This is a genomic window from Angustibacter luteus (assembly GCF_039541115.1).
Lineage (GTDB): Bacteria > Actinomycetota > Actinomycetes > Actinomycetales > Angustibacteraceae > Angustibacter > Angustibacter luteus.
In genome coordinates this window covers 969,695-989,604 of record NZ_BAABFP010000002.1, presented here as the reverse complement: position 1 = coordinate 989,604, position 19,910 = coordinate 969,695, and the positions used below count along the sequence as shown (strand labels likewise).

The following is a 19,910-nucleotide window of genomic DNA, read 5'->3' as shown; positions in this document are numbered from 1 at the left end:
CGCGGTCAGCGGCCCTCGCCGAGCAGCTCCTGGATCCGACCGACGCCCTCGGCCAGGTCGGCGTCACCGAGCGCGTACGACAGCCGCAGGTAGCCGCTCGGACCGAACGCCTCGCCCGGCACGACGGCGACCTCGACCTCGTCCAGGATCAGCTCGGCCAGCTCGGCAGACGTCGTCGGCGTCCGGCCGCGGATCGTGCGCCCGAGCACGCCCTCGACCGAGGGGTACACGTAGAACGCGCCCTGCGGCGTCGGGCAGTGCACGCCGTCGATCGCGTTGAGCATGTCGACGATGGTGCGCCGGCGGCGGTCGAAGGCCTCGCGCATCATGGCCACGGCGGACAGGTCGCCAGTCAGCGCGGCGATCGCCGCTCGCTGGGACACGTTCGCGACGTTGGACGTGGCGTGCGACTGCAGGTTGGTGGCCGCCTTCACGACGTCCTTCGGGCCGAGCAGCCAGCCGACCCGCCACCCCGTCATGGCGTAGGTCTTGGCGACCCCGTTGAGCACGACGCAGGTGTCGGCCAGCTCCGGCACGACGACCGGCATCGAGACCGACTCGGCGCCGTCGTACACGAGGTGCTCGTAGATCTCGTCCGTGACCACCCAGATGCCGTGCTCGAGCGCCCACTCGCCGATCGCCTTGACCTGGTCGGGCGGGTAGACCGCGCCGGTCGGGTTCGAGGGCGAGCAGAACAGCAGCACCTTGGTGCGGTCCGTGCGGGCGGCCTCGAGCTGGTCCACCGTGACCAGGTACCCGGCGTCCGCGCCGGCGAACACGTCGACCGGGACGCCGCCGGCCAGCTTGATCGCCTCGGGGTACGTCGTCCAGTACGGAGTCGGCACGATGACCTCGTCGCCGGGGTCCAGCAGGGTCGCAAAGGCCTGGTAGACCGCCTGCTTGCCGCCGTTGGTGACCAGCACCTGGTCGGGAGCGACCAGCAGGCCACTGTCCCGCTCGGTCTTGGCCGCGATGGCCTTCTTGAGGTCGGGGAGCCCACCCGCGGGCGTGTAGCGGTGGTTCGCCGGCACCCGGGCGGCCTCGATCGCCGCCTCGACGACGTAGTCCGGCGTCGGGAAGTCGGGCTCGCCCGCGCCGAACCCGATCACCGGGCGGCCCTCGGCCTTGAGCGCCTTGGCCTTGGCGTCCACGGCGAGCGTCGCGGACTCCGCGATGGCGCCGATACGCTGGGAGACGCGGCGCTGCGCGGTCGCGGCGGACATCTTGGAGGGGCTGGTGGACGTCGTCGGCTCGCTCACGACAGCCATCCTCCCACCGGGACCCCGGTCGGCGTCGACCAGGTTCCGCGGCGGGCGGACCGACCGTCGGCCGGTTCGACCCGGTGGCCGTGACTCGCGTACACTTCCTTGCGGTGGTTGACGGCCGCCATGCTGTCGCCTGCCCGGGGTTCGATGCTGGGTGGTCTCAGCGGGGCGTCGACGACCTGAAGGGCAGTAGCTCAATTGGCAGAGCATCGGTCTCCAAAACCGACGGTTGGGGGTTCAAGTCCCTCCTGCCCTGCGTTGCACCCCCTCGTGGGGTGAGCACCGACCCGCCGCGAGGCGGCGGGGCCGCGTCGACGACACGGTCCCGGCCCCGGGGCGCCTGATGCGCCTTGCGGGTGGATTCCGACGAGCACCAGGTGAGGGACAGTGAGCCAGACCAGCACCGCCCGACGAGGGCCGCTGTCGCGGATCGGGCTGTTCTTCCGCCAGGTCATGGCGGAGCTGCGCAAGGTCGTCCGGCCGACGCGCACCGAGCTGCTGACGTACACCGCGGTCTGCATGGTGTTCGTGGTCTCGGTCATGGCGTTCGTCGCCGCGCTCGACATCGGGCTCGGCGCCGTCGTGGTCCGGGTCTTCGGCGGCTCCAGCAGCTGAGCAGGACCAGCAGGACCAGCACGACCCGCACGCACGACTGACGACGAGGAAGCAGGCACGACGTGTCCGACCAGACGGATCCGACGACGCAGACCATCGGTGAGGACGCCCCTGACGGCGCCGCCGAGGTCGAGCTGTCCACCAACGACGACGCTGCCGAGGCAGACGCCGAGGTGGACGCCGCCGTCGTGGACGCGCCCGTCGAGGACGCGACCGAGGACGCGACCGCGGACGAGGACGACGACGTCGACCCGGTCGAGGAGTTCAAGGCCGGCCTGCGCCGCGCCCCCGGCGACTGGTTCGTGATCCACTCCTACGCCGGCTACGAGAACCGCGTGAAGACGAACCTCGAGACCCGCATCCAGAGCCTGACCATGGAGGACTTCATCTTCCAGGTCGAGGTCCCCATGGAGGAGGTCACCGAGGTCAAGAACGGCCAGCGCAAGCAGGTCCGCCGCGTGCGCATGCCCGGCTACGTCCTGGTCCGGATGGACCTCACGGACGAGTCCTGGGGCGCCGTCCGGCACACCCCGGGCGTGACCGGCTTCGTCGGCAACACCCACCAGCCGGTGCCGCTGAGCACCGACGAGGTGTTCTCGATGCTGGCCCCCACGCTCGACGTCAAGGAGAAGCCCGGCCAGAAGGCCGCCGCCCCGGTCCGGGTCATCGACTTCGAGGTCGGCGAGTCGGTCACCGTCATGGAGGGCCCGTTCGAGACCCTGCCGGCGACGATCTCGGAGATCAGCGCGGACGCCCAGAAGCTCAAGGTGCTCGTGTCGATCTTCGGCCGCGAGACGCCCGTCGAGCTGTCGTTCAGCCAGGTCGCGAAGATCTGAGCCCCGGCAGCCCCCACAGACCCCGACGTCGTCGTCCGACCGCGTCGAGAACCCGCACCACGTAAGGACCCGAGAAATGCCCCCCAAGAAGAAGAAGGTCACTGGCCTCATCAAGCTTCAGATCCAGGCCGGTGCCGCGACCCCCGCGCCGCCCGTCGGCCCGGCTCTCGGCCAGCACGGCGTGAACATCATGGAGTTCGTCAAGGCGTACAACGCCGCGACGGAGGCCCAGCGCGGCAACGTCATCCCGGTCGAGATCACCGTGTACGAGGACCGCTCGTTCACGTTCATCACGAAGACCCCGCCGGCCGCCGAGCTGATCAAGAAGGCCGCTGGCGTGGCCAAGGGCTCCGGCGAGCCGCACAAGACCAAGGTCGCCAAGCTCACCAACGAGCAGGTCCGCGAGATCGCGCAGTCCAAGATGGAGGACCTCAACGCGAACGACGTGGACGCCGCCGCGAAGATCATCGCCGGCACCGCCCGCTCGATGGGCATCACGGTCGAGGGCTGAGCACCACCCCTCGCACCACCTGCACGACCCAGAAGTCCGTGGCAGGGCCAGCGCTGGCCCGTTCGACCACACCCCCACCCAGAACCAGGGAGCACCACATGAAGCGCAGCAAGTCCTACCGCTCGGCGGCCGAGAAGATCGACGCCGACAAGTTCTACGCACCGCTGGACGCCGTCCGCCTCGCCAAGGAGACGTCGACCACGAAGTACGACGCGACCGTCGAGGTCGCCTTCCGGTTGGGCATCGACCCCCGCAAGGCCGACCAGATGGTGCGCGGCACCGTCAACCTGCCGCACGGCACCGGCAAGACCGCTCGGGTCCTGGTCTTCGCCACGGGTGAGCGCGCTGAGCAGGCGACCGCCGCGGGCGCCGACTTCGTCGGCAGCGACGATCTGCTCGAGAAGGTCCAGGGCGGCTGGCTCGACTTCGACTCCGTCGTCGCCACCCCCGACCTCATGGGCAAGGTCGGCCGGCTCGGCAAGGTGCTCGGCCCGCGTGGCCTGATGCCGAACCCGAAGACCGGCACCGTGACGATGGACGTCGCCAAGGCCGTTACCGACATCAAGGGCGGCAAGATCGAGTTCCGCTCGGACAAGCACGCGAACCTGCACTTCATCATCGGCAAGACGTCGTTCAGCGAGCAGAACCTCGTGGAGAACTACGCCGCCGCGCTCGAGGAGGTGCTGCGGCTCAAGCCGTCGTCCGCCAAGGGTCGTTACCTGCGCAAGGCCACCGTCGCCACCACGATGGGCCCGGGCATCCCGGTCGACCCGAACCGCACGCGCAACGTCACCGTCGCCGACGAGGCCGAGTCCGCCTGACCCGGCCCCGCGTCGTCCGAAGGGCCCCTGCCACTGCGGCAGGGGCCCTTCGCCGTCCCGTCCGCCGCACCATTCGCGCTCCAAGTGGTTCTCAGGGCCGGATGGCCACGTCTTGCGCGAATGGTGCGCGCCGCGGGTCTTCGTGCTGGCAGGATGCGCCTGGCTCCGGACACCTCGGGCCCCTGCAGCGAGGAGTGCCCGTGCCCCGTCGTCCCGTGCTCGCCGCGCTGACCGCCGGCACCTTGGCCCTCGCCCTCGCCGCGTGCTCCGACTCCGGCGGCTCCGTCGCCAGCCTGGGTGCCTCGAGCAGCCCCTCGACGTCCGCGAGCGCGACGGCCAGTGCCACGGCCACCGCCGGCCCGACGTCCGTCGCGACCGCCTCGGCGTCCGACACCAAGGCGCTGCTGGTGCGTGCCGTGACCGCCCGCAAGAAGGTGCGGTACGTCGAGACGCAGACGAACTACACCTACCGCGACGACCGGATCTTCGCCGAGGTCGACACCATCGACTACGGCGTCACGCCGCACCGGCTGCGCGCCAGCGTCACCTTCGGCAAGCAGGTCATCGAGACGATCGTGCAGCAGGACGGCGACGTGTACGCGCTCGGCCTGATCTCGAACATGCCGAAGACGTGGGTCCGCCTGCGCCCGGGCGGCAAGGACGGCATCTCGAAGGCGTTCAAGCAGTTCGGCGACCAGATGCGGGCGGTGGCCAAGCGCGACGACCTCAAGGACGTCAACGCGCTGGCGCTGGAGCGGGGGCTGGTGCCCGCCGGCTCCAGCCAGATCCTGGACGAGCCGGTGCAGGTCTACAAGGGTGAGCTGGACGTCGCCAAGACCCTGGCGGGCAAGAAGCTGGACCCGCGGCTGCGCAGGGCTCTGCGCCTGCTCAAGGGCGAGAAGGCATACCTGCAGATCGAGATCGACTCGGCGGGCCTGATCCGTTCCCTGGTGCAGGACTTCGGGCCGACCACGTTCGAGGTGAAGGTGCGGCCGGTCAAGGCCGGGCACGCGTTCGACCTGCCGCCGGCCTCGAAGATCGCCTCCCCGGACCGGATCCGGATCACCGTCAACAAGGCCCCGGGCAAGACGACGAAGAGCTGAGCCGCCGGGCCCCGGCACCCCGGCGCCCCGGCACCCCAGATGTCCCGACATTCGGGGTCATGGCGGATCCATAGCCCCGAATATCGGGACATTCGGGGTGGTGGGACGGCCGGAGTGGGCCGATTTGGTCGGACGGCGCCCCGCCCCGTACTCTGGAGGCTGCCCAAGACCGCTGGTCGACCGAGTGCCGCACCTGGCACGACGTCCGAAAGTCCGCTCACGCGGGCGACCCGCGCAGGTGACCGAGGTTCTCGACAGTGCGTCCCCGTGACGCGGTCGTCCACGCCCCGTGCGCCTAGCGCCGGGGCGTTCGTCATGAGCGGGTCCGGAACCGCCGGCGCTTCACCCGTGGAAGGAGGCCCATGGCCAGGCCCGACAAGGCAGCAGCCGTCGCTGAGCTCACCGACAAGTTCCGTGAGTCCAACGCGGCCGTGCTGACCGAGTACCGCGGTCTCACCGTGGCCCAGCTGACCGAGCTGCGCAGCGCCATCCGTGAGCACGCGACGTACGCCGTGGTGAAGAACACCCTGACCGAGATCGCGGCGAAGGAAGCCGGTGTCTCGGCCTTCGACGGCCAGTACGCCGGCCCGTCCGCGATCGCCTTCATCACCGGTGACGCGGTGGAGACGGCGAAGAAGATCAGGGACTTCGCCAAGGATCACCCCGCTCTCGTCGTCCGTGGCGGCCTGCTTGACGGCAAGCCGCTGACGGCCGACGAGGTCAAGCAGCTCGCGGACCTCGAGTCCCGTGAGGTGCTGCTGGCCAAGCTGGCCGGCGCCATGAAGGCGTCCATGTCCGGCGCTGCGGCTCTGTTCGCCGCCCCGCTGGCCCAGACCGCCCGCGTGGTCGACGCCCTTCGTCAGAAGGTCGAGCAGGACCAGGGCTGATCGCCCGAAGCACCACCCCCCGGGCGAGCCCGCCCACACACGACCGCCCGTTCGCGGGCGAAGACAGGAAGGAACGCCGACATGGCGAAGCTCAGCACGGACGACCTGCTTGAGTCGTTCAAGGAGATGACCCTGATCGAGCTCTCCGAGTTCGTGAAGAAGTTCGAGGAGACCTTCGAGGTCACCGCTGCGGCTCCGGTCGCGGTTGCCGCTGCCGGTGGTGGCGCTGCCCCCGCCGAGGCCGAGGCCGAGCAGGACGAGTTCGACGTCGTCCTCGAGGCTGCTGGCGACAAGAAGATCCAGGTCATCAAGGAGGTGCGCGCCCTCACCTCCCTCGGCCTGAAGGAGGCCAAGGACCTCGTGGACGGCGCCCCCAAGGTCGTCCTGGAGAAGGTCGACAAGGCTGCTGCGGAGAAGGCCAAGGAGTCCCTCGAGGGCGCCGGGGCCACCGTCACCCTCAAGTGATCGCCCGCTCAGCGACACGCTGAGCACCCTGAGCCAGGGCCGACCCGGTACGCCGGGTCGGCCCTGGCTCGCGTTTTGCGCGCAGGGCAGGATGAGCGGACGCCCACATCGGAGGTGGCATGCGGTACGTCGTGATCGGGGCCGGGTCGATCGGTGGGGCGATCGCGGCCCGGCTCGCGCAGCAGCGTCGCGACCGGGTGGTGCTGGCGGCCCGGGGCCGTCGGGCCGACCTGATCGAGCACGTCGGCCTCCGCCTGCGCACGCCGGACGAGGACGTCGTCATCGGGGTGGACGTCGTGCGGTCGCCGGCCGACGTGCGGCTGCGCGCGGACGACGTCCTGGTCATGGCGACGAAGACCCAGCAGGTCGAGGGCGCCCTGCGGGAGTGGGTGGACGTGCCCGTGCACGAGGGCGACGACCAGGTCGGGACGGCGGGGGAGCGGCTGCCGGTGCTCCTGGCGCTCAACGGCGTGGCGGCCGAGCAGATCGCCCATCGCTACTTCGACCGGGTCGTCGGGGTGTGCGTGTGGCTGCCCGCGGTGAGCCTGGAGCCGGGCGAGGTGTTCGTCCGGATCGCGCCGAGGTCGGGCGTGCTGATCCTCGGCGAGGTGCCGCCCGGCGGGCGTGCCGACGGCCTGCTGGACGGCGTCGCCGCGGACCTCGAACGAGCCGGGTTCGAGATCCACGTCGTCGAGGACGTCCTGCGCTGGAAGTACCGCAAGCTGTTGACCAACCTCGGCAACGCCGTGCAGGCGCTGGTCGGGCCGGACGCCGAGGGCGCGGGCGCGGTGTCGGCCCGCCTGCGGCAGGAGGGGGCCGCCGTGCTCGCGCACGCCGGAATCGAGTGCGCGAGCGCCGACGAGGAGGACGCCTGGCGCCGGGACCTGTTCGTCGACCGCGTGGTCCCCGGTGAGCCAGCGCAGATGGGCGGGTCGACCTGGCAGTCGCTCGCTCGCGGCGCCGACTCCAACGAGGCGGACTTCCTGAACGGCGAGATCGTCGCCATCGCCCGGGCCCACGGCGGCGAGGCTCCGCTGAACGCGAGGGTCCAGGCGCTCGCCCGCCAGGCGTCGTCGTCCGGTGCCCGCCCGGCGTCCCTGACCGTCCCGGAGCTCGAGCGCGCCCTCGACGCGCGCTGACCCGAACGTGGTGCCACGACAGCAACGGGTGGCGATCTTGGCAGGGTTGAGCCTTGATGGGTGCTCGAGGGCTCGCCGTCCCGACGTCGAAATCCGGAGGTCTTCCCCTCGTACTTTGGCAGTTTGAGCCCTCGGATTTTGGTAGTTAACTAGCCTCGGGGCGTTGACCGGTCGTCTGCACTCCATGAAGATCTGGCCGCTGTCCCAGGGAGAGATCGCCGGCGTCATCGAAGACCTCATCCCGGCGCTTCGCACGAATCCCGAGCCCGCTGTGCTTGCCCACCCCTCCTCGACCACCACCCGTAGCGAGTACATCGAACGCGTCTGCGCAGGCGGGTTTCCCTTGGCGATCAACCGTTCGCTGGCGGCACGCAACCGGTGGTTCGACGATTACGTTTCCCAGTCGGTAGAGCGCGACGCCCTGGAGCTGGTGCGCATCAGGCAGCGACAGGTCCTGCGCGAGCTACTGAACCGCCTGGGTGGCAGGACCGGGCAGATCCTGAACCTGAGCAACGCCATCGACGGGCTCGGCGTGGAACGCAAGACCGCCGAGGAGTACACCAAGCTCCTCGAAGATCTCTTCCTCATCGCGCGACTACCAGCATGGGGCAAGACGCTGCGCGCCCGAGCAGCCTCCAGTCCCAAAGTGCACATGGTCGACTCCGGGCTCGCAGCACGATTGCTGCGGCTCACGCCGGACAAGCTGGCCAGCCTGGACCCAACTGCGTTGACCGAGTTCGGGAACCTTCTGGAAACCTTCGTGGTTGGTGAATTGCGCAAGCAGGTCTCGTGGCTCGAAGAGCAGGTCACCGTGGGGCACTGGCGCACTCACGACGGAGACGAGGTCGACTTCGTCATCGAGTTCGACGACGGCGGTGTGCTGGCCTTTGAGGTGAAGGCCGGCGAACGCGTCCCAGGCAGGGAGTTCTCTGGCCTTCGCAAGCTGCGCGATGCGCTCGGCAAGAGGTTCATCGCCGGAGTGGTCCTGGCCACTGGTCCGCGTTCGTTCAGCTTCGAGGACCGGCTCTACGTCATGCCCATCGACCGGCTCTGGACGCCTGTCGGCTGACCGCACGACTGGGCTGCAACCAACACGGCTGCCCTCATGGGACCGGCAGGGATGTTGCCGTGGTCTGACCACACGGTTGTCCTGCCAAGAGCAACGCTGGATGCTCTCCTGGCACGCGCGAGGACCGTGCCCGCCCGTAACCTCCGCGCCACCCGCTCGTTGAGCACCCTGCAGGGATCCTCAGCGACGAGGGGTGGACACACGTGGGAGTCGAGATCCGTGTCGAGGGACTGACCAAGTCCTTCGGCTCGCAGACGATCTGGCAGGACGTCACACTGACGCTCCCTGCCGGGGAGATCTCCGTCATGCTCGGGCCCTCGGGCACGGGCAAGTCCGTGTTCCTCAAGACGCTGGTCGGCCTGCTCAAGCCGGACCGCGGGTCCATCTTCATCGAGGGCCGTGACCTCGTCACGCTGCGCGAGAGCGACCTCTACGAGATCCGCAAGCTGTTCGGCGTCCTCTTCCAGGACGGCGCGCTGTTCGGCTCGATGAGCCTGTACGACAACATCGCCTTCCCGCTGCGCGAGCACACCCGCAAGTCCGAGTCCGAGATCCGCCAGATCGTCAACGAGAAGTTCGAGCTCGTCGGGCTGCAGGGCGCCGAGGACAAGCTGCCCGGCGAGATCTCCGGCGGCATGCGCAAGCGCGCCGGACTGGCCCGCGCGCTGGTGCTCGACCCCGAGATCATCCTGTTCGACGAGCCCGACTCCGGCCTCGACCCCGTGCGCACGGCCTACCTGAACCAGCTGATCGTCGACCTCAACGCGCAGATCGACGCGACGTTCCTGATCGTCACGCACGACATCAACACCGCCCGCACCGTGCCGGACAACATCGGCCTGCTGTACCACCGCCACCTCGCCATGTTCGGCCCGCGCGAGATGCTGCTGAGCAGCGAGGAGCCCGTCGTCCGGCAGTTCCTGAACGCCCAGCGGATCGGGCCGATCGGGATGAGCGAGGAGAAGGACGCCGACGAGCTGGCGGCCGAGTCCGGCCAGGAGCTGCCGCCGCTGCCGCCGATCCCGATGCAGCTCGGCACCAGCGACGGCACCGTGCGTCGCCACCAGCGCGAGCCCGGTGGGTGGTGCCGGGATAACGGCGTGACGCCGCCGCCGCGCTCGTTCAGCGACGACTCCATGTCCGAGCCGGTGGCGTCGTGAGCGCGCCGGTCACCGGCGCCCTGCGGCAGTCCGGCAACCTCTTCGCGCTCGCCCTCGACGTGCTGCGAGCCCTGCCCCGTCGGCCGTTCCAGGGCAAGGAGTTCATCCAGCAGTCCTGGTTCATCGCGAGCGTCACGATCCTGCCCACGGCGCTGGTCTCCATCCCGTTCGGCGCGGTCATCGCGCTGCAGCTCGGCAGCCTGACCCGCCAGCTCGGCGCGCAGTCCTACACCGGCGCGGCGTCCGTCCTGGCGATCATCCGCGAGGCCAGCCCGATCGTCACGGCCCTGCTGATCGCGGGCGCAGGGGGCTCAGCGATCTGCGCGGACCTCGGGTCCCGCAAGATCCGCGAGGAGATCGACGCCATGGAGGTGCTGGGCATCAGCCCGATCCAGCGGCTCGTCGTCCCGCGGGTGCTGGCCTCGATGCTCGTCGCGCTGCTGCTGAACGGGCTGGTCTCGGTGGTCGGGGTGATCGGCGGCTACTTCTTCAACGTCGTCCTGCAGGGCGGGACGCCGGGCGCGTACCTCGCGTCGTTCACCGCGCTCGCGCAGGTGGCCGACCTCGGCTCCGGCGAGATCAAGGCGCTGATCTTCGGCGCCATCGCGGCGATCGTCGCCTCGTACAAGGGGCTCACCGCCGGCGGCGGCCCGAAGGGGGTGGGCGACGCGGTCAACCAGTCCGTCGTCATCACCTTCATGCTGCTGTTCGTCGTCAACTTCGTCCTGACGGCCGTGTACTTCCAGGTCGTCCCGCAGAAGCTCGGGTGACGTGATGACCAGCATCGGGACCAAGGTGGCCGACACGGCGCGCAAGCCGGTCGAGGGCCTGGACAGCCTCGGCGGCCAGCTGCGCTTCTACGTGCGCTCGCTCGCCTGGACGCCGCGCACGATCCGCCGCTACAAGAAGGAGATCATGCGCCTGCTGGCCGAGGTCAGCCTCGGCACGGGCGCCCTGTCGGTCATCGGCGGCACCGTCGGCGTCATCACCTTCCTGGCCTTCTTCACCGGCACCGAGGTCGGGCTGCAGGGCTACAGCGCGCTCAACCAGCTCGGCACCGGCGCGTTCACCGGCTTCATCTCGGCCTACTTCAACACCCGCGAGATCGCCCCGCTGGTCGCCGGCCTGGCGCTCGCGGCCACCGTCGGCTGCGGCTTCACCGCCCAGCTCGGTGCGATGCGGATCAGCGAGGAGGTCGACGCCCTCGAGGTGATGGGACTGCCGAGCCTGCCCTTCCTGGTGACCACCCGGATGATCGCCGGGTTCATCGCGGTGATGCCGCTGTACGTGGTCGGCCTCCTGTCGTCGTACTTCGCGACCCGCTTCATCACCACCCAGTACTTCGGGCAGTCCACGGGCACGTACGACCACTACTTCCACCTGTTCCTGCCGCCCGGCGACGTCCTGTGGTCGTTCCTCAAGGTGCTGGTCTTCGCCGTCGTGATCATCCTGATCCACTGCTACTACGGCTACACCGCCAGCGGCGGCCCGGCCGGCGTCGGCGTCGCGGTCGGCAAGGCCGTCCGGACGTCGATCGTGGCGATCAACATCGTCGACTTCTTCCTGTCGCTGGCCATCTGGGGCGCCACCACCACCGTGCGGATCGCGGGGTAGCGACGATGCACATGGCAGCGAAGCAGCCGGCCGGGCGCGCCCTGGCCCGCTACTCCACGCACGCGTACGGGCTGGTGTTCCTGCTGGTCCTCGCGCTGCTGCTCGCGCTGTCCGTCGCCATGTACCAGCAGCGGTTCACCCCGGTCACCCTGGTGACCCTCAGGACCGACCACATCGGCAACCAGCTGCAGACCACCTCGGACGTGAAGATCCGCGGGCTGGTGGTCGGGCAGGTCCGCAAGATCGAGCACGTCGGCGACGGTGCGCAGATCGAGCTCGCCCTGCAGCCCGACCAGGTCGGTGCCATCCCGGCCAACGTGAGTGCCCGGCTGCTGCCCAAGACGCTGTTCGGTGAGCGGTACGTCGACCTGGTGACGCCGGACGACCCTGCCCGCACGCCGTTGCGGGCCGGCGACGTGATCGGCCAGGACCGCACCAGCGTGGCCATCGAGCTCGAGCAGGTCTTCGACAACCTGCTGCCGCTGCTGCGCACGGTGAAGCCGGCCCAGCTGGCGACCACGCTGAACGCGATGGCGACCGCGCTGGAGGGCCGCGGCAAGCCGCTCGGCGAGAACCTGGTGCTGGCCGACAAGTTCCTGACCGCGTTCAACCCGAACCTGCCGACCCTGAAGCAGGACATCAGCGGGCTCGCCGACGTGGCCTCGATCTACGCCGACGCCGCGCCCGACCTGCTGAAGATGGCGCGCAACCTGTCGGTGACCAGCCAGACCCTGGTCGAGAAGCAGAGCGCGCTCGCCGGGTTCCTGGCCGGCACCACCGGCTTCGCCAACACCGCGACGTCCGTGCTGAACGAGAACGAGGACCGGATCATCCGGCTCGGCCGGGTCAGCCGCCCGACCCTCGACCTGTTGAAGCGGTACTCGCCGATCTACGCCTGCTTCGCCCAGGGGCTGGCCGGTTGGGTGCCGCGCATCGACCAGGCGTTCGGGGACAGCTCGCTGCACATCACCCTCGAGGTCGTGCCGCAGCGGCCGGCGTACCAGCCCGGCGAGGAGCCCGCCTGGATCGCGAACCGCGCGCCCGACTGCAAGGGCCTGCCGGGCAAGGCGGGCTCGCAGGCGCACCCGTACACCGGCGACTACATCCCGGACGGCACCGCCAACGTCTACCGGGCGTCCAGCGCCAGCGCGCTGCCGAGCTCGTTCGCCGACGGGGCGGCGTACACGGACCCGCAGAGCGGGGACGCCGGGACGGCGGGGGAGCAGGCCGTCACGGACGCGCTGTTCGCGCCCGCGATGGGCACCAGCCCCGACGCCATGCCGGACATCTCGAACCTGCTGCTCGGCCCACTGGTGCGCGGTACCGAGGTCAACCAGGACGCCTCGTGAGGACGACGTCCAGCCTGATCAAGCTGGTGGTCTTCGCCGTGGCGACGATCGCCGCGTTCGGCATGCTCGCGCTCACCATCTCGCCCATCGCCGGCGGCGACCGCACCCAGTACAAGGCGGTGCTGGCCGACGCGACCGGGCTGGCCAAGGGCGACGACGTCCGGATCGCCGGGGTGCCGGTCGGCCGGGTCAAGGACATCGGGCTGAGCGGGCGCAGCCGCGCCCTGGTCACCCTGGACGTCGACACCGACCACCCGCTGACGGACACGACGCAGGTCGTCGTCCGCTACCGCAACCTGATCGGGCAGCGGTACGTCGCACTGGTGCAGGGGGCCGGTGCGGGGAACCAGCTGCGGTCGGGGGCGACCATCCCGATCGAGCGGACCCAACCGGCGCTGGACCTGACGGTGCTGTTCAACGGGTTCAAGCCGCTGTTCGCCGCGCTGTCGCCGCAGGACGTCAACCAGCTGTCCGGCGAGATCATCCAGGTCCTGCAGGGTGAGGGCGGCACCATCAACAGCCTGCTCGCGCACACCGCGTCGCTGACGTCGTCCGTCGCCGACCGGGACGCCGTGATCGGCCGGACCATCAGCAACCTCAACCAGGTGCTCGGCACCGTCGACGCCCGCGACGACCAGCTGGACCAGCTCCTGGTGCAGCTGCAGCGGTTCGTGTCCGGGCTGTCCGCCGACCGGGTGGCCATCGGCAGCTCGCTCACCTCGATCAACGGGCTCGCCGCCGACACCGCCGGGCTGCTCAGCCAGGCCCGCCCGCCGCTGAAGGCGGACATCGCGAACCTGGGCAAGCTCTCGACGACGCTCAACAAGCCCGAGAACACGAAGGTCTTCGAGCACTTCATGGACACCTGGCCCGGCAAGGTCAACACCCTGACCCGCACCGCCACGTACGGCTCCTGGTTCAACTTCTACCTCTGCTCGTTCGACGGGTCGGTCGTGCTGCCCACCGGCGTCCTCGGGCTGGGCAAGGACACCCGCCTCCCGGTGGACGTCGTGTCCAACGGCGCCGCCCGGTGCGGAGGTGTCGGCAAGTGAGCACCCCCTTCCGCGAGCGCAACCCGGTGCCCATCGGGGCCGTCGGGCTGCTGCTGATCGGCGCCCTGCTGCTGGCCGCCTTCAACGTGCAGAAGCTGCCGCTGCTCGGCCGCGGCGACACCTACCGGGCCGCCTTCACCGAGGTCGGCGGGCTGAAGACCGGCGACGACGTCCTGGTCGCCGGGGTGAAGGTCGGCAAGGTCAAGAAGATCGAGCTGGACGGCGCGCAGGTGCTGATCTCGTTCAAGATCACCGAGCCCGCCCACTTCGGCTCCCGGACCGCGGCCGCGGTCAAGCTCAAGACGCTGCTGGGCCAGAAGTACCTCGCGCTCGACCCCCAGGGCCCGGGCCAGCTGAAGGCCGGGACGACGATCCCGACCAGCCGCACCACCCCGTCGTACGACGTCATCGACGCCTTCAGCGACCTCACCACCACCACGGAGGCGATCGACGTCCCGCAGCTGTCGAAGTCGCTGGACGTCATCGCCACCGAGTTCAAGGACAGCCCGCCCCAGGTCAAGGCCTCGCTCGAGGGCCTGACCCGGCTGTCCAGGACCATCTCCTCGCGCGACCAGGAGCTGGCCGAGCTGCTCGCGCACGCCAAGGACGTGTCCGGCACCCTGGCCGCGCGCAACGGCGAGGTCGAGTCGCTGATCAAGGACGGCGACCTGCTGCTGCTCGAGCTGCAGAAGCGCCGGGCCGCGATCCACACCCTGCTCACCAACACCGCGGCGCTCGCCGCGCAGATCACCGGCCTGGTGCGGGACAACCGGGCCCAGCTGACGCCGGCCCTGACCGAGCTGCAGGGCGTGCTGGCCACGCTGCGCAAGCACCAGGACGACCTGGACGCCGGGATCAAGGCCATGGCGCCGTTCACCCGGGTCTTCGCGAACACCCTCGGCAACGGCCGCTGGTTCGACACCTACATCCCGAACCTGGTCCCCGTCGGCGGCACGATCACCGGAGGTGGCAAGTGAAGCGGCCCCGCGTCTCGAACCTGCCCGACCTGCCCGACCTGCGCGGTCTCGACCTGCGCAAGGTGCTGGCCGGCGTCCTCGTGGTCGGCGTCCTGGCCGCGGCCGCGTTCGTGCTGTGGCCCTCGACGCCGGACCGCACGATCACCGCGCACTTCACCCGGGCCGTCGGCCTCTACGAGGGCAGCCAGGTGCGCGTGCTGGGCGTGCCGGTGGGCACGGTCGAGCGGGTCCGGCCGCAGGGCGAGCAGGTCGAGGTGACGCTGAAGGTCAAGGGCGACGTCACCATCCCGGCCGATGCGCAGGCCGCCGTGCTCTCGCCGTCCCTGGTCAGCGACCGGTACGTGCAGCTGCTGCCCGCCTACACCGGCGGCGCGAAGCTGGCCGACCACGCAGACATCCCGATCGAGCGCACCGCCGTCCCGGTCGAGCTGGACCGGGTCACCCAGAGCCTGGACGACCTGAGCACCGCCCTCGGGCCCAAGGGCGCCAACGCCGACGGCTCGCTGTCCCGGCTGCTGGCCACCAGCGCCGACAACCTGGGTGGCGAGGGCGACAAGGCGAACGAGGCCGTGCACCAGCTCTCCCTCGCGCTCGGCACCGTCTCGGGCAGCCGGGGCGACCTGTTCAGCACCGTGAAGAACCTGCAGACCTTCACCAGCACACTGGCCGCGAACGACCCGCAGGTGCGCCGGCTGAACACCGACCTGGCCTCCGTCGCCGACCAGCTGAACGGCGAGAAGGACGACCTCGGGCTGGCCCTGAAGAACCTCGCCGTCGCCCTGAACGAGGTGTCCACGTTCGTCGCGGACAACCGCTCGGTGCTCACGACGGACGTCGCGGACCTGACCTCGGTGACCGGCACCATCGCCGCCGACCGCAACCAGCTCGCCGAGCTGCTGGACAACGCGCCCGTCGCGCTGTCGAACCTGCAGAACGCCTACAACCCGGCCTCCGGCACGCTCGACGTCCGGGACAACGCCGACCAGCTCAAGCACCCCGACGAGCTGCTCTGCGGGCTGATCAACCAGCAGGTCAGCCAGGCCACCGCCTGCCAGAAGGCGCTCGGCCCGCTGCTGTCACCGCTGATCCAGTCCGACCCGACGCTGGCCGGCATCCTGGGGAGCGGGCGATGAGCCCCCGCATGAGCCCCCGGCTGCGAACGGCTGCGCTCGCGGTCGTCGCCGGCGCCGTCGCGCTGCTGCTCGGCGGCTGCCAGGGCGCGTACGACGTCGCGCTGCCCGGCGGGGTCGCGGGCCGCGGCGACATCTACCGGGTGACCGTGCAGTTCGCGGACGTCCTCGACCTGGTGCCGCAGTCGGCGGTCAAGGTCGGTGACGTCACGGTCGGCTCGGTCGAGAAGATCGCGCTGGACGGCTGGACGGCGCGGGTCACGGTGCGCCTCGAGGACTCGGTGAAGCTGCCGGACAACGCGACCGCCGAGCTGAAGCAGACCAGCCTGCTCGGCGAGAAGTACGTCTCGCTGCAGGCCCCGACGGACGCCACGGCGGTCGGTCGGCTGTCCGACGGCGACGTGATCCCGCTGGCCCGATCGGGCCGCAACCCGGAGGTCGAGGAGGTCCTCGGCGCCATGTCGATGCTGCTCAACGGCGGCGGGGTGGCCCAGCTGAAGATCATCGAGACCGAGCTCAACCAGGCCCTGACCGGCAACGAGCCCGCGGTGCGCGACCTGCTCAGCAAGCTCGACACCCTGGTCGGGTCGCTGGACTCGCAGAAAGCCGAGATCAACCGGGCCCTGGACTCGGTCGACCGGCTCGCCGCCCGCCTCGCCGCGCAGCGCGACGACATCGCGACCGCGCTGGACCAGCTGCCCGGCGGGCTCAAGGTGCTCGCCGACCAGCGCAAGCAGCTCACCGCGCTGCTCACCTCGCTCGACCGGCTGGGCGACGTCGGCTCGCGGGTCATCAAGGCGTCCAAGGACGACACGGTGGCCAACCTGAGCGCGCTCAAGCCCGTGCTCAAGGCCCTGAACGACGCCGGCGACGACCTGCCGAAGTCGCTGCAGCTGCTGCTCACCTACCCGTTCCCCGACTCGGCGGTCGACGGCGTCAAGGGCGACTACACCAACCTGTGGATCACCGCGGACCTGGACGCCCGCTCCCTGCTCGACCTGCCGACCGGCCCGAGCGGCCCGTTGCCCGGGATCCCCGGACTCGGCACGCTGCCGCAGCTGCCCGACGTGAAGTCCATCCCGTGCACGATCCTCGGCCAGCTCGTCCAGTTCCCGGGCGCGAAGTGCCCGGCCGCGATCGCCCCCGGCGACCTGACCGTCCAGTGCCGCAACGACACCGTCAAGGCCCTGGTGCTGCCGTTCCGCGGCGTGACCTGCCCGAAGGGCTGGACCAGGACCGCGGCCAAGCCCGCGCCCGCGCCAAGCCCCACCGGGGGCGGCTCCGGCGGCGGGATCTGCCTGCCCGGCGTCCTGTGCCTGGGCTCGTCCGGCAGCGGTGAGGGGAAGTCCGGCGGGGCCGGCCAGTCCGGTACCGACCTCGCCGGGCTGCTGCTGGGAGGTGCTGCCTGATGGTCACCCGTGGAGTCCGGATCCAGCTCGTCGCGTTCCTCGCGCTCGCCCTGGTGGCGGTCAGCGTGCTCTCGGCCCGCTACGTCGGCCTGTTCGACAGGGTGGCCGGCGGCTCGTACGTCGTCACCGCCGACTTCGGCGACTCCGGCGGCATCTTCACCGGCGCCGAGGTCACCTACCGCGGCGTGACGGTCGGCAAGGTCGACCGGCTCCGGCTGACCGACGGCGGGGTGCTGGTCGACCTGCGGATGCGCCGCGGCTCCCAGGTGCCGCGGGACACCCTCGCGGTGGTGGAGAACCGCTCCGCCGTCGGCGAGCAGTACGTGGACCTGCAGCCGCGCACCAGCGCCCGGCCCTACCTGACCGGCGGCTCGCGGATCGCCCGGGATGACACCCGGACCCCGACCCGGGTCGACACGGTGCTGCTGGACGTCGACCGGCTGGTCCGGTCGGTGGACCGGGACGACCTCAGCACCACCGTCGACGAGCTGGGCAGGACGTTCGCGGACGGCGGCACCGACCTGCAGCGGCTGATCGACGCCGGGGACGCCCTGACCCGGTCGGCCAGCGAGGCGCTGCCGGAGACCACGAGGCTGATCCAGGACGGCAAGCCCGTGCTGGACACCCAGAAGGCGTCCGGCAGCGACATCCGTGCCTTCGCCGCCGACCTGGACGACCTGTCCGGCCAGCTGCGCACCAGCGACAGCGACCTGCGCACCGTGCTGGACCGCGGGGTCGTCGCCAGCCAGCAGGTCGACGCGCTGCTGCGGGAGAACCGCACCAACCTGGGAGCGCTGCTGACCAACCTGGTCACCGTCGGCCAGGTCACGGTCACCCGCACCAAGGGGCTCCGGCAGATGTTCATCACCTACCCGGACGTCGTCCGGGGTGGCTACACCGTCGTTCCCGGCGACGGCACGGCGCACTTCGGGCTGCAGCTCAACGTCGACAACCCGCCGTCCTGCACGCAGGGGTACGGCGGCACCAAGCGGACCGACCCGCAGCAGACCACCGGTCTGCCGCCGCTCAACACGGGTGTGCGGTGCACCCTGCCGCGCGGGTCGTCGTCCTCGGTGCGGGGCGCCCAGAACGCCCCGCGGCCGGGGTCGGCCCCGGCGTCGTCCGTGCCCTTCGGAGCCGCTGGCCCCGGCCCGGCCGACTCCACCGACCCCACCGTGCACACCTCGGTCGCGCCGCAGGGCGCCGACTCGTTCGCCTGGATGCTGATCGGAGACCAGTCATGACCCTTGTCCCGCTGACCCCGCGGCTGCGCCGCGGCCTCGCGCTCGGCCTGGCGGCCCTGCTGCTGGTGACCGTCGCCGCCGGTGCGTTCGTCGGACGTCGTGTGCTGGACGACCGGCGCACCGACGCCCGCGGCGCGGACGCGGTCGCCGCTGCCGGCCAGCTCGGCGTCAACTTCACGACCCTGGACTACCGGACCTTCGACCGGGACTCGAACCGCGTGCTGGCCGATGCGACGGGCACGTTCAAGAAGGAGTTCGCGGCCCAGTCCGCGCAGCTCAAGAAGCTCGTGACCAGCAACAAGGCGGTCAGCAAGGGCAAGGTGCTGTCCGCCGGGCTGGTCTCCAGCGACGCCGACAGCGCCCGCGTGCTGCTCGTCGTGGACGCCGACGTGACCAACACCTCGGCCACGACCGCGGTGCCCCGGCACTACCGCATCCAGGTCGACCTGAGCCGGTCCGGTGACCGCTGGCTCGCCAACCAGCTGCAGTTCGTGGCCTGACGGAGGAGACGACGATGACCGACGTACGACGACCGCCCACCGCCCGCCGCCGAGTGGCTGGGGAGCGCACCCGCCGCCCCCAGCCGCACCCCCAGCCCCAGGCCCAGCCCCAGCCCCAACCCCGGCCGCGCCCTGCTCGCACTCGTGACGCGCTCTCGTCCCCTCAGCCCGCACCGGGGCCACGCGACCGCGTCACCAGCGGGGGACGGGCGGTGCCGGTGTGGCTGCTGGGCGTCCTCGCCGGGCTGCTGGTCGTGGCGCTGGTCGGCGTCGGCGCGCTGGTCGTGCTCGATCGCCGGGCCCAGGCGGTGGACGACGCCCGTGGCGCGGCCACCCGAGCGGCCGCGACGGCCGCGACGAAGGTGCTCAGCTACGACTACCGGCACCTGGACGCCGACTTCGCGGCCGGCCGGGCCAGGACCACCGGCGCCTTCCGCGACCAGTACGCGAAGACCACCAGCCAGGCGGTCAAGCAGGTGGCCACCCAGACCAAGGCCACCGTGGTCGCGCAGGTCGCCTCCACCGGCGTCGTGCGGGCCACGGGCGACGAGGTCGTGGTGGTCCTGTTCGTGAACCAGACCACCACCTCGAACCGCCTGGAGCGCCCGCAGTTGGATCAGAACCGGGTGGAGATGACGATGAGCCATCGCGGTGGTCAGTGGCTGGTCTCGCAGGTCAGAGGCCTGTAGCCGCCATCCGGACGTCGGGTCGCGGCGCGCCGTAGGTGGCGGCAGTCTTGACGCGGGCGCCGGGGAGCGTCATCC

At 70.7% G+C, this 19,910-nt stretch carries 21 protein-coding genes and 1 tRNA gene; 21 read left to right on the top strand and 1 reads right to left on the bottom strand.

Features of this window, described 5'->3' with window-relative positions; translation table 11 throughout:
- Positions 1-5 precede the first annotated feature (5 nt).
- Positions 6-1,223 carry a pyridoxal phosphate-dependent aminotransferase gene (locus tag ABEB17_RS04785; protein ID WP_345715805.1) on the bottom strand — a complete coding sequence of 406 codons (1,218 nt, stop codon included), beginning with the start codon at positions 1,221-1,223 and terminating at the stop codon, positions 6-8.
- A 225-nt stretch (positions 1,224-1,448) separates the two neighbouring features.
- On the opposite strand from ABEB17_RS04785, the gene ABEB17_RS04780 reads away from it, so the two are divergent.
- The 21 genes from ABEB17_RS04780 to ABEB17_RS04680 all read left to right on the top strand — a co-directional run bounded on the left by ABEB17_RS04780 (position 1,449) and on the right by ABEB17_RS04680 (position 19,835).
- Positions 1,449-1,521: transfer RNA gene (locus ABEB17_RS04780), tRNA-Trp, on the top strand.
- 131 nt (positions 1,522-1,652) lie between these two features.
- Positions 1,653-1,880, top strand: a complete 228-nt coding sequence (gene secE, locus ABEB17_RS04775) for a preprotein translocase subunit SecE (RefSeq protein WP_345715445.1) — start codon at positions 1,653-1,655, stop codon at positions 1,878-1,880.
- A 62-nt stretch (positions 1,881-1,942) separates the two neighbouring features.
- Positions 1,943-2,716 carry a transcription termination/antitermination protein NusG gene (gene nusG / locus ABEB17_RS04770; protein WP_378227046.1) on the top strand — a complete coding sequence of 258 codons (774 nt, stop codon included), beginning with the start codon at positions 1,943-1,945 and terminating at the stop codon, positions 2,714-2,716.
- Positions 2,717-2,792: 76 nt separating this feature from the next.
- Positions 2,793-3,227: a 50S ribosomal protein L11 gene (gene rplK, locus ABEB17_RS04765; protein WP_345715444.1), complete on the top strand. Its 435-nt coding sequence runs from the start codon at positions 2,793-2,795 to the stop codon at positions 3,225-3,227.
- Positions 3,228-3,325: 98 nt separating this feature from the next.
- Entirely contained in the window at positions 3,326-4,048 is a 723-nt protein-coding gene (gene rplA / locus ABEB17_RS04760; protein ID WP_345715443.1) for a 50S ribosomal protein L1, read from the top strand.
- 200 nt (positions 4,049-4,248) lie between these two features.
- Positions 4,249-5,151, top strand: a complete 903-nt coding sequence (locus ABEB17_RS04755; protein WP_345715442.1) for a hypothetical protein — start codon at positions 4,249-4,251, stop codon at positions 5,149-5,151.
- Between the two features lie 362 nt (positions 5,152-5,513).
- Positions 5,514-6,038: a 50S ribosomal protein L10 gene (gene rplJ, locus ABEB17_RS04750; RefSeq protein WP_345715441.1), complete on the top strand. Its 525-nt coding sequence runs from the start codon at positions 5,514-5,516 to the stop codon at positions 6,036-6,038.
- A gap of 81 nt (positions 6,039-6,119) precedes the next feature.
- Complete coding sequence (gene rplL, locus ABEB17_RS04745) at positions 6,120-6,503, top strand: 50S ribosomal protein L7/L12 (protein WP_345715440.1); 384 nt, start codon at positions 6,120-6,122, stop codon at positions 6,501-6,503.
- Positions 6,504-6,622: 119 nt separating this feature from the next.
- Positions 6,623-7,642, top strand: coding sequence for a ketopantoate reductase family protein (locus ABEB17_RS04740; RefSeq protein WP_345715439.1), 1,020 nt, complete (start codon positions 6,623-6,625; stop codon positions 7,640-7,642).
- 163 nt (positions 7,643-7,805) lie between these two features.
- The gene (locus ABEB17_RS04735) at positions 7,806-8,711 is read left to right on the top strand and encodes an ATP-binding protein (RefSeq protein WP_345715438.1); all 906 of its coding nucleotides are present in this window, start codon (positions 7,806-7,808) and stop codon (positions 8,709-8,711) included.
- A gap of 203 nt (positions 8,712-8,914) precedes the next feature.
- Positions 8,915-9,871 (top strand): ABC transporter ATP-binding protein, encoded by a 957-nt coding sequence (locus ABEB17_RS04730; protein ID WP_345715437.1) that lies wholly within the window; start codon positions 8,915-8,917, stop codon positions 9,869-9,871.
- Complete coding sequence (locus ABEB17_RS04725) at positions 9,868-10,641, top strand: MlaE family ABC transporter permease (RefSeq protein WP_345715436.1); 774 nt, start codon at positions 9,868-9,870, stop codon at positions 10,639-10,641. The genes ABEB17_RS04730 and ABEB17_RS04725 overlap by 4 nt, the downstream gene beginning before the upstream one ends.
- A 4-nt stretch (positions 10,642-10,645) precedes the next feature.
- Positions 10,646-11,485: an MlaE family ABC transporter permease gene (locus ABEB17_RS04720; RefSeq protein WP_345715435.1), complete on the top strand. Its 840-nt coding sequence runs from the start codon at positions 10,646-10,648 to the stop codon at positions 11,483-11,485.
- An 11-nt stretch (positions 11,486-11,496) separates the two neighbouring features.
- On the top strand, positions 11,497-12,834 hold the full coding sequence (locus tag ABEB17_RS04715) for an MCE family protein (RefSeq protein ID WP_345715434.1): 1,338 nt from the start codon (positions 11,497-11,499) through the stop codon (positions 12,832-12,834).
- Positions 12,831-13,886 (top strand): MCE family protein, encoded by a 1,056-nt coding sequence (locus ABEB17_RS04710; RefSeq protein WP_345715433.1) that lies wholly within the window; start codon positions 12,831-12,833, stop codon positions 13,884-13,886. The genes ABEB17_RS04715 and ABEB17_RS04710 overlap by 4 nt, the downstream gene beginning before the upstream one ends.
- Positions 13,883-14,863, top strand: a complete 981-nt coding sequence (locus ABEB17_RS04705; protein ID WP_345715431.1) for an MCE family protein — start codon at positions 13,883-13,885, stop codon at positions 14,861-14,863. Before ABEB17_RS04710 ends, ABEB17_RS04705 begins: the two co-directional genes overlap by 4 nt.
- Positions 14,860-15,996 carry an MCE family protein gene (locus ABEB17_RS04700; RefSeq protein WP_345715430.1) on the top strand — a complete coding sequence of 379 codons (1,137 nt, stop codon included), beginning with the start codon at positions 14,860-14,862 and terminating at the stop codon, positions 15,994-15,996. Before ABEB17_RS04705 ends, ABEB17_RS04700 begins: the two co-directional genes overlap by 4 nt.
- On the top strand, positions 15,993-17,402 hold the full coding sequence (locus ABEB17_RS04695; RefSeq protein WP_345715429.1) for an MCE family protein: 1,410 nt from the start codon (positions 15,993-15,995) through the stop codon (positions 17,400-17,402). Before ABEB17_RS04700 ends, ABEB17_RS04695 begins: the two co-directional genes overlap by 4 nt.
- Complete coding sequence (locus tag ABEB17_RS04690; protein ID WP_345715428.1) at positions 17,402-18,646, top strand: MCE family protein; 1,245 nt, start codon at positions 17,402-17,404, stop codon at positions 18,644-18,646. Before ABEB17_RS04695 ends, ABEB17_RS04690 begins: the two co-directional genes overlap by 1 nt.
- The gene (locus ABEB17_RS04685) at positions 18,643-19,146 is read left to right on the top strand and encodes a hypothetical protein (RefSeq protein ID WP_345715427.1); all 504 of its coding nucleotides are present in this window, start codon (positions 18,643-18,645) and stop codon (positions 19,144-19,146) included. Before ABEB17_RS04690 ends, ABEB17_RS04685 begins: the two co-directional genes overlap by 4 nt.
- Positions 19,147-19,358: 212 nt before the next feature.
- Positions 19,359-19,835 (top strand): hypothetical protein, encoded by a 477-nt coding sequence (locus ABEB17_RS04680; RefSeq protein ID WP_345715426.1) that lies wholly within the window; start codon positions 19,359-19,361, stop codon positions 19,833-19,835.
- The last annotated feature ends 75 nt before the right edge of the window (positions 19,836-19,910 follow it).